The sequence below is a fragment of the Falsiroseomonas sp. RANM36 genome, from assembly GCF_056682175.1.
Genome location: NZ_JBWXTD010000005.1, coordinates 417,880 through 425,217 on the forward strand (window position 1 = coordinate 417,880; position 7,338 = coordinate 425,217).

General features: G+C 70.2%; 6 protein-coding genes and 1 pseudogene. All 7 read right to left on the reverse strand.

The window, feature by feature from the left end:
• A pseudogene (locus tag AC1MIR_RS20025) lies at window positions 1–434 on the reverse strand (hypothetical protein); the annotation flags it as partial.
• Window positions 435–631: 197 nt separating this feature from the next.
• Window positions 632–1,369 (reverse strand): 4Fe-4S dicluster domain-containing protein, encoded by a 738-nt coding sequence (locus AC1MIR_RS20030; RefSeq protein WP_480029949.1) that lies wholly within the window; start codon window positions 1,367–1,369, stop codon window positions 632–634.
• Window positions 1,366–4,260 carry a molybdopterin oxidoreductase family protein gene (locus tag AC1MIR_RS20035; RefSeq protein WP_480029950.1) on the reverse strand — a complete coding sequence of 965 codons (2,895 nt, stop codon included), beginning with the start codon at window positions 4,258–4,260 and terminating at the stop codon, window positions 1,366–1,368. The genes AC1MIR_RS20030 and AC1MIR_RS20035 overlap by 4 nt, the downstream gene beginning before the upstream one ends.
• A gap of 73 nt (window positions 4,261–4,333) precedes the next feature.
• Window positions 4,334–4,555: a hypothetical protein gene (locus AC1MIR_RS20040; RefSeq protein WP_480029951.1), complete on the reverse strand. Its 222-nt coding sequence runs from the start codon at window positions 4,553–4,555 to the stop codon at window positions 4,334–4,336.
• Window positions 4,556–4,627: 72 nt separating this feature from the next.
• Window positions 4,628–4,834 (reverse strand): cold-shock protein, encoded by a 207-nt coding sequence (locus AC1MIR_RS20045; RefSeq protein ID WP_109872028.1) that lies wholly within the window; start codon window positions 4,832–4,834, stop codon window positions 4,628–4,630.
• A gap of 238 nt (window positions 4,835–5,072) precedes the next feature.
• Window positions 5,073–6,176, reverse strand: coding sequence for a chorismate synthase (aroC, locus tag AC1MIR_RS20050; RefSeq protein ID WP_480029952.1), 1,104 nt, complete (start codon window positions 6,174–6,176; stop codon window positions 5,073–5,075).
• Window positions 6,177–6,239: 63 nt separating this feature from the next.
• Complete coding sequence (gene fabI / locus AC1MIR_RS20055) at window positions 6,240–7,085, reverse strand: enoyl-ACP reductase FabI (RefSeq protein WP_480029953.1); 846 nt, start codon at window positions 7,083–7,085, stop codon at window positions 6,240–6,242.
• Window positions 7,086–7,338 lie beyond the last annotated feature (253 nt).

Genomic DNA, 7,338 nt, shown 5'->3' on the forward strand with positions numbered 1-7,338 from the left:
GGGGGGCGGGGGGCGCCCCCCGGGGGGGCGGGCCCGGGGGGGGGGGGGGCGGCGCCGGGCGGGCGGCCACGGCGCGGGCGGGGCGCCTCGGGCGCGGGCGGCGGCGCTTCGGGCTCGGCGCGGCTCCGCTCCCACATCGGCATCACATGCGCCGTCGGCTCGGCACGGACGGGCTCCGGCGCCTCGGGCGGCGGTGGCGCGGGACGGGCCGACTGGGCCGGGAAGCCGTCCTCCCAGGTCGCGGCGCGCAGATGCTGGTCGGCGCGCTGGCGGCCCGGCGCCTCGGCGGTGCCCTTCGTCGGCAGGCGCACCACTTCCACCGTCCGCGTGGCGGAGGCGCTGCCCTTGCCCGGGATGCGCCGAAGCTCGCGTCGGGCACTCGGGGCGGATTGCCCTCCGCCTAGGCCTGCAAAGACGCGGTCGATTTCGGACATGCTGCTCCGGGACTTGCGACAGTGTTGCGCGACGATGCGGCGGGGTCACCGACCCGTGGGGCGGCGGCAACCCACCATGGCCCGGGGAGAGGGGGCGGCGCCGATACCGCGCGGCATCTCAACGCGACGCCACCGCGCAAGTTTCGGCCCCCTGGGCGCCGCGGTCAATGTGTCGCGGACGCCGCAACGGACGGGCCTCAACGGGACAAGGCGCGATCGAGCCAGCGAAGCAACGGGTTGCCGATGTCCATCGGCGTCGGCGCCGCTTCCTCCAGCGTATGGGCGCGCATCGGCGGCTTCTCCCGCGGGGGGAGGTATTTGTTCACCGGCGCGTAGCCCATCTCCGGCATCAGGTCGTAGCCGCCGCGCTCCGCCACCAGGCGCGAGACCTTGCTGGTCGGGTCGCCGAGATCGCCGAAATGCCGCGCGCCGACCGGGCAGGTGATGACGCAGGCCGGCTGGCGCTGCGCCTCCGGGATGGTCTCGTTGTAGACGCGGTCCACGCAGAGGGTGCATTTCTTCATCACCCCCTCGTCCTCGTCCAGCTCGCGCGCGCCATAGGGGCAGGCCCAGGCACACAGGCCGCAGCCGATGCAACTGTCGGTGTTCACCAGCACGATGCCGTCCTCGGCGCGCTTGTAGCTGGCGCCCGTGGGGCAGACGGTGACGCAGGAAGGCGTCTCGCAATGCAGGCAGGAGCGGGGGAAGTGGACCGTGCGGCCTTCCTCGCCCGCGCCGGCCTCGTAGGAATGCACGCGGTTGAACCACACGCCCTCGGCGCCGGCGGAATAGGCGTTGAAGTCGGGCAGGGGACCGAGATGGCCGCCCGCGTTCCATTCCTTGCAGTTCGTCGCGCAGGCATGGCAGCCGACGCAGGTGTCGAGGTCGATGACGAGCCCCAGCTTCTTGGCGGTGGGCGGCGGGAGTTCGGTCATGCCCCGGGCTCCCTCACCAGGTCGGGCGCGGGTCGCAGCCCGGGCGGTCGTTCGAGCGCCGCCGGATGCGGATCCGTCAGCGGGATCTCGTCGGCCGCGCATTTCGTCACGCGCACGCGCAGGTCGTACCACGCCGCCTGGCCGGTGACGGGATCGCTGTTGGCGAAGCGCTGGCCATCCGCGACCTGCGCCGGCAGCCATTCGCTGATGACGTGATTGAGGAGAAAACCCCGCGTCGCCTCCGGGCTGTCGGGCGAGAGGTTCCAGGCGCCGGCGCGCTTGCCCACCGCGTTCCACGTCCAGACGGTGTCGGGGTTCACGCCTTCCATCAGCGCGAGTTGGCCCTTCACGCGGCCGTTGCGGCTTTCCACCCAGACCCAGTCGTCCTGCGCGAGGCCGAGCCGGTGCGCCGTGAGGCGGTTCATGTAGAGCTTGTTGGCGCCGCGGATCTGCCGCAGCCAGGCGTTCTGGCTGCCCCAGGAATGGTAGTGGTCCATCGGCCGCTGCGTGATGGCCGATAGCGGGAAGGGATCGGTGTCGTGCCGCTGCTGCTCGAGCGGCGCGTACCAGATCGGCAGCGGGTCGCAATAGGTGGCGATGCGCGCGCGCGTCGCTTCGTCCGGCGGCTGCTTCGCGCCATGGCCCTGCGCGGCGAGGCGGAACTTCTGCAGGGGCTCCGAGTAGATCTGCAGGACGATCTGATCGGACTTGCCGATCAGCCCCATCGCCTTGCTGTCCTCCAGATAGGCCTTGTTCGCGTGCTTGAAGTAGAGCTGCTCGGGCGGCAGGTGGTGGCGCCAGAAGCAGCCATTCTCGATGTATTTCTGCAGCTGGTTCGGGTTCGGCTCGCCGACGCCCTTCTTCGTGCCGTCCTCGCCCCGGAAGCCGGCCAGCGGGCCGACGCCCGGCATCCGCTGGTGGTTCATGATGTAGTCCGGGTAGTCCTTGAACTTCGGCGAGCCGTCCTCCTTCACGAAGGCCGGCAGGCCGAGGCGCGCGCCGAGCTCGATCAGCACCTCCTGGAAGCCGCGCACGTCACGGTCGGGCTGGATCACCGGCTGGCGGATCGCGTCGCCCGGGCCATGCGCGCTGCCGATCGGGCGATCGAGCAGCGAGATCGCGTCCCAGCGCTCCAGATAGGTCGTGTCCGGCAGGATCAGGTCGGCATAGGGCACCGTCTCGGAGAAATAGGCGTCCGAGTAGATGACGTGCGGGATGCGGTATTCGCCGTCCTCGCGCGTCTCGGTCAGGATGCGGATGACCTCGCCGGGATTCATCGCGCTGTTCCAGGCCATGTTGGCCATGAACATGAACAGCGTGTCGATCTCATAGGGATCGCCGGCGCCGGCATTGCCGATGACGGTGTGCATCATCCCGTGCAGCGCGAGCGGCGCATGCCAGGAGAACGCCTTGTCGATGCGGATGGGGCTGCCGTCGTCGTTGACGAGCAGGTCATCCGGCCCATGCGGAAACGAGAGAATATTGCCCGTGAGCGGCGTGTTCGGCTTGGCGCCCTTGCCGGCCGGGCCGGGGCCCGGCGGGATCGGCCGCGGGAAGGGCGATTTGTAGCGCCAGGACCCCGGCACATCGATCGCGCCCAGGATCATCTGCAGCAGGTGCAGCGCGCGGCACGTATGAAAACCGTTGGAATGCGCGGAGATGCCGCGCATCGCGTGGAAGGAGACGGGCCGCCCCACCATCGTCTCGTGCCGGCGGCCGAGGCTGTCGGTCCAGGGCACGTCGAGGGTGATGGTGTGGTTGAAGGCGATGTCTGCGAGTTCGGCGGCCAGCCTCTTGATCGTCGCGGCGGGCACGCCGCAGGTGGCAGCGACCTTGTCGGGCGCGTAGTCCGGCGAGAGGTAGCGCTCCGCCATCAGCTGGAACACCGGCACCGCGACGCGGCCATCCGGCAGGGTGTGCTCGCCGACGATCGCCGGCTGCATCTCCGGCGTCGCCGCATCCATCGCGCCGCGCGCGCGGTCCCAGGCGAGCGGCTTGCCATCGGCGTCGCGCGCGAAGAGCCCGTCATCCGCGCCGCCCGGATTCTTCACCACCAGCCAATGCGCATTGGTGTAGCGGACGAGGAAGTCGAGATCGACGCGGTCGGTCCGCAGCAGCTCGTGGATCAGCGCGATGACGAGCAGCCCGTCCGTGCCGGGGCGGATGCCGACCCATTCGTCGGCGATGGCGGAATAGCCGGTGCGCACCGGGTTCACGCTGACGAATTTCGCGCCGCGCGCCTTGAGCTTGCCGAGCCCGATCTTGATGGGATTGCTGTCGTGATCCTCGGCCACGCCGAACATCACGAAATACTTCGCGTGCTCCCAATCGGGCTCGCCGAATTCCCAAAAACTGCCGCCGATGGTGTAGAGGCCGGCGGCGGCCATGTTCACGCTGCAGAAGCCGCCATGGGCTGCGAAGTTCGGCGTGCCGAACTGCGCGGCCCAGAAGCCGGTCAGGCTCTGCGACTGATCGCGACCCGTGAAGAAGGCGAGTTTTTCCGGCGCGGTCTCGCGGACGTTCTTCAGCCAGCCGGTGGCGATGTCCATCGCCTCTGCCCAGGAGACCTCGGCGAATTCGCCCGAGCCGCGTGGCCCGACGCGCTTCAGCGGCGCGCGCAGGCGCGACGGCGCGTATTGCGTCATGATGCCCGCCGAGCCCTTGCCGCAGAGCACGCCGCGGTTCACCGGATGGTCCGGATTGCCCTCGATGTAGCGGACGCGCCCGTCCTTCAGATGGACCTTGATCCCGCAGCGGCAGGCGCACATGTAGCAGGTGGTGGTCTTCACCGTGTCGCCGATCGGCGCGGAGGTCTCGATGACCTCCCCGTTCCCGGTCATGCGCCTCGGCAGGGCCGCGCGGTCGTCTCGCGGCAGGTTGGTATCCGGCATCACGCTCTCCCGAAGCCCCGATTATCGGGGCGCAGGCGAGCGCCGAAAAGCCCCGCGCGGGAAAAGATGCTGGCTAGGCTTCGCCGCCCTCGCCATCCAGCCCGCCGCGGCGGAGCTGCTTCTCGCGGAACACGCGTTCCAGCCCGTCGGACAGGCTGCGCGCGCGATAGGTGCGGTCCAGGTCGTCGCCGGGCATGGCGCGGGTGATGGTGTAGACCCCGCGCGGAATGTTGGCGTCCCAGGGACCGGGCTGGAATTCGACATGCTGTCCGACGGCGAATTTGTGCGGCGCCATGACGGGCCTCCTCTGCCGTGGTCGGGACGGTGGGCGGGCGCGGCCCCGTGGAGGAGCCGCGCCCTGCGTGCCTCAGGCGCGCTGCAGCCGCGTGGCCGAGCTCTTGCCGCCCTGGCCTGCCTGCAGTTCGTAGTCGATCTTGTCGCCTTCGCGCAGGTCCTGCATGCCGGAGCGCTGCACTTCGGAGATGTGGACGAAGACGTCCTTGGAGCCGTCATCCGGCTGGATGAAGCCGTAGCCCTTGGTGGCGTTGAACCACTTGACGGTGCCGATGGCCATGTGTGTTGGTCTTCCGATACGCACGAGTGTGCCGGCGCGCGAACGTCACGCGACGGGCCAGCCGACCGAAGGGGGCGGACACCGGGCTCGGCACCCCGGGACGGAGATTGGAGAACAGGCCGAGCCAGACGGAAAGCGTGACCCGCTCTACATGGGCCCTCCGGCACCCGGATGCGAGCGAAATCGGGTGACGGTTGCGTGTGCGGACGCTTTTTTCGCGTCAAGCGACGGAAATCGCTCAGTTCCGCGGCAGCCGCGCCCGGCTCGGCGCATCCGGGTTCTGCGCGCGGTGGCGCAGCAGGTGGTCGGCCAGCACCAGCGCCATCATCGCCTCGCCCACCGGCACGGCGCGGATGCCGACGCAGGGATCGTGGCGCCCCTTGGTCAGCACCTCCACCTCCGCCCCGAAGCGGTCCACCGACCGGCGCGGCGTCAGGATGGAGCTCGTCGGCTTCACCGCGAAGCGCGCCACCACCGGCTGGCCGGTGCTGATGCCGCCCAGGATGCCGCCGGCATGGTTGCTCTCGAACAGCACCTCGCCATGCGGGCCCATGCGCATCTCGTCGGCATTCTCCTCGCCGGTGAAGCCGGCGGCCGCGAAGCCCGCGCCGATCTCGACGCCCTTGACCGCATTGATGGACATCAGCGCCGCCGCCAGGTCGGAATCGAGCTTGCCATAGACCGGCGCGCCGAGGCCGGGGGGCACGCCCTCCGCCACCACCTCCACCACGGCGCCGAGGCTGCTGCCGGATTTGCGCGCGGCGGTCAGCCTCTCCTCCCACCGCGCCGCGGCCTGGGCATCCGGGCAGAAGAACGGGTTTTCGTTCGCCTGCGCCCAGTCGAAATTGGCGACGTCGATCCAGTCGCCGCCCATGCAGACCAGCGCGGCGCGGATCGTCACGCCCTCCAGCACCTTGCGCGCGACGGCGCCGGCGGCGACGCGCATCGCCGTCTCCCGCGCGGAGGACCGGCCGCCGCCGCGATAGTCGCGCACGCCGTATTTCAGCTCATAGGTCAGGTCGGCATGGCCAGGCCGGAAGCGGTCCTTGATCTCGCCGTAGTCCTTGCTGCGCTGGTCCTGGTTCTCGATGACCAGCGAGATCGGCGTGCCGGTGGTGACGCCCTCGAAGGTGCCGGAGAGGATTTTGACCGTGTCCGGCTCCTGGCGCTGGGTCACGAACTTGCTCTGGCCGGGGCGGCGACGGTCGAGGAAGGGCTGGATGTCGGCCTCGGTCAGCGGGATGCGCGGCGGGCAGCCATCCACCACGCAGCCGATCGCCGCGCCATGGCTCTCGCCCCAGGTGGTGAAGCGGAACAGGTGGCCGAAGGAGTTGTGGGACATGGTCAGCGGTGTCCTGGCCCCCACCCCGACCCTCCCCCGCTCGCGCGGGAGAGGGAGAAGCGGTCAGACCGTGGCGATGTCGGGGGCGTCGGGGTTCTTCATGCCGACGATGTGGTAGCCGCAATCCACGTGGTGCACCTCGCCCGTCACGCCGGAGGACAGCGAGGAGAGCAGATACAGCCCCGCCCCGCCCACATCCTCGATCGTGACGTTGCGCTCCATCGGCGCGTTGTACTGGTTCCACTTCAGGATGTAGCGGAAATCGCCGATGCCGGACGCCGCCAGCGTCTTGATCGGGCCCGCGCTGATCGCGTTCACCCGGATGCCGGCCTTCCCGAGATCGGCCGCCATGTAGCGCACGGAGGCCTCCAGCGCCGCCTTGGCCACGCCCATCACGTTGTAGTGCGGCGTCACGCGCTCCGCGCCGAGATAGCTCATGGTCAGCAGCGACCCGCCCGGCTTCATCAGCGGCACCGCGCGCTGCGCGACGGCGACGAAGGAATAGACGCTGATGTCCATCGCCTGCAGGAAGGCAGGGCGGGGCGTGTCCATGTAGCGCCCGCGCAGATACTGCTTGTCCGCGAAGCCGATCGCATGGACCAGGAAGTCCATCCCGCCCCATTCGGCCTTCACGCGCTCGAACACCGCATCCACGCTGGCATCGTCGGTGACGTCGCAGGGCAGCACCAGCTTCGAGCCCACCTGCTCGGCCAGCGGGCGCACCCGCTTCTCCAGCGCCTCGCCCTGATAGGTGAAACAAAGCTCGGCGCCCTGCGCGGCGACCGCCTGCGCGATCCCCCAGGCGATGGAGCGGTCATTCGCCACCCCCATCACCACGCCGCGGCGGCCGGCCATCAGCGTGCCGGTCGGGATCGCAACGGTGGGTTCGGAAGCTTCCGATGGGGGCATTGCGGCGGACCGGCGACTGGTTGCGGGGGTCCGGGCGGGATGGCACATGCCCCAGGCCGGGGCAAGCCACCCGGCCGCCATGCACCCCTGGGAGCCCCCCCTTGGACCAGCCCGCCCGCACGCAGGCCACCGAAGACCCGATCGCCCTGTTCGGCGCCTGGATGGCGGAAGCGGCGAAATCCGAGCCGAACGACCCCAACGCCGTCTGCCTCGCCACCGCGACGCCGGGGGGCCGGCCCGCCCCGCGGGGGGG

Excerpts from the sequence above, each read along its gene's own strand:
- fabI (WP_480029953.1), bottom strand. The coding sequence starts at position 7,085 with ATGCCCCCATCGGAAGCTTCCGAACCCACCGTTGCGATCCCGACCGGC.
- aroC (WP_480029952.1), bottom strand. The coding sequence starts at position 6,176 with ATGTCCCACAACTCCTTCGGCCACCTGTTCCGCTTCACCACCTGGGGC.
- AC1MIR_RS20035 (WP_480029950.1), bottom strand. The coding sequence starts at position 4,260 with ATGCCGGATACCAACCTGCCGCGAGACGACCGCGCGGCCCTGCCGAGG.
- AC1MIR_RS20040 (WP_480029951.1), bottom strand. The coding sequence starts at position 4,555 with ATGGCGCCGCACAAATTCGCCGTCGGACAGCATGTCGAATTCCAGCCC.
- AC1MIR_RS20030 (WP_480029949.1), bottom strand. The coding sequence starts at position 1,369 with ATGACCGAACTCCCGCCGCCCACCGCCAAGAAGCTGGGGCTCGTCATC.
- AC1MIR_RS20045 (WP_109872028.1), bottom strand. The coding sequence starts at position 4,834 with ATGGCCATCGGCACCGTCAAGTGGTTCAACGCCACCAAGGGCTACGGC.